The sequence below is a fragment of the Enterobacter sp. ENT02 genome (assembly GCF_019219165.1).
Classification (GTDB): Bacteria; Pseudomonadota; Gammaproteobacteria; order Enterobacterales; family Enterobacteriaceae; genus Enterobacter; species Enterobacter mori.
The window spans coordinates 1-255 of the sequence record NZ_JAHUWD010000036.1 but is presented as its reverse complement, the minus strand read 5'-3'; the positions used below and the strand labels follow the sequence as shown (position 1 = coordinate 255).

Genomic DNA, 255 nt, shown 5'->3' with positions numbered 1-255 from the left:
CTTCGTGCTCCTCCGTTACTCTTTGGGAGGAGACCGCCCCAGTCAAACTACCCACCAGACACTGTCCGCAACCCGGATTACGGGTCTACGTTAGAACACCAGCCATTAAAGGGTGGTATTTCAAGGTCGGCTCCACGCAGACTGGCGTCCACGCTTCAAAGCCTCCCACCTATCCTACACATCAAGGACCAGTGTTCAGTGTCAAGCTATAGTAAAGGTTCACGGGGTCTTTCCGTCTTGCCGCGGGTACACTGC

At 54.9% G+C, this 255-nt stretch carries 1 rRNA gene; it reads right to left on the bottom strand.

Annotation, left to right across the window (positions count from 1 at the left end):
• Window positions 1-255, bottom strand: a 23S ribosomal RNA gene (locus KW829_RS22805); the annotation flags it as partial.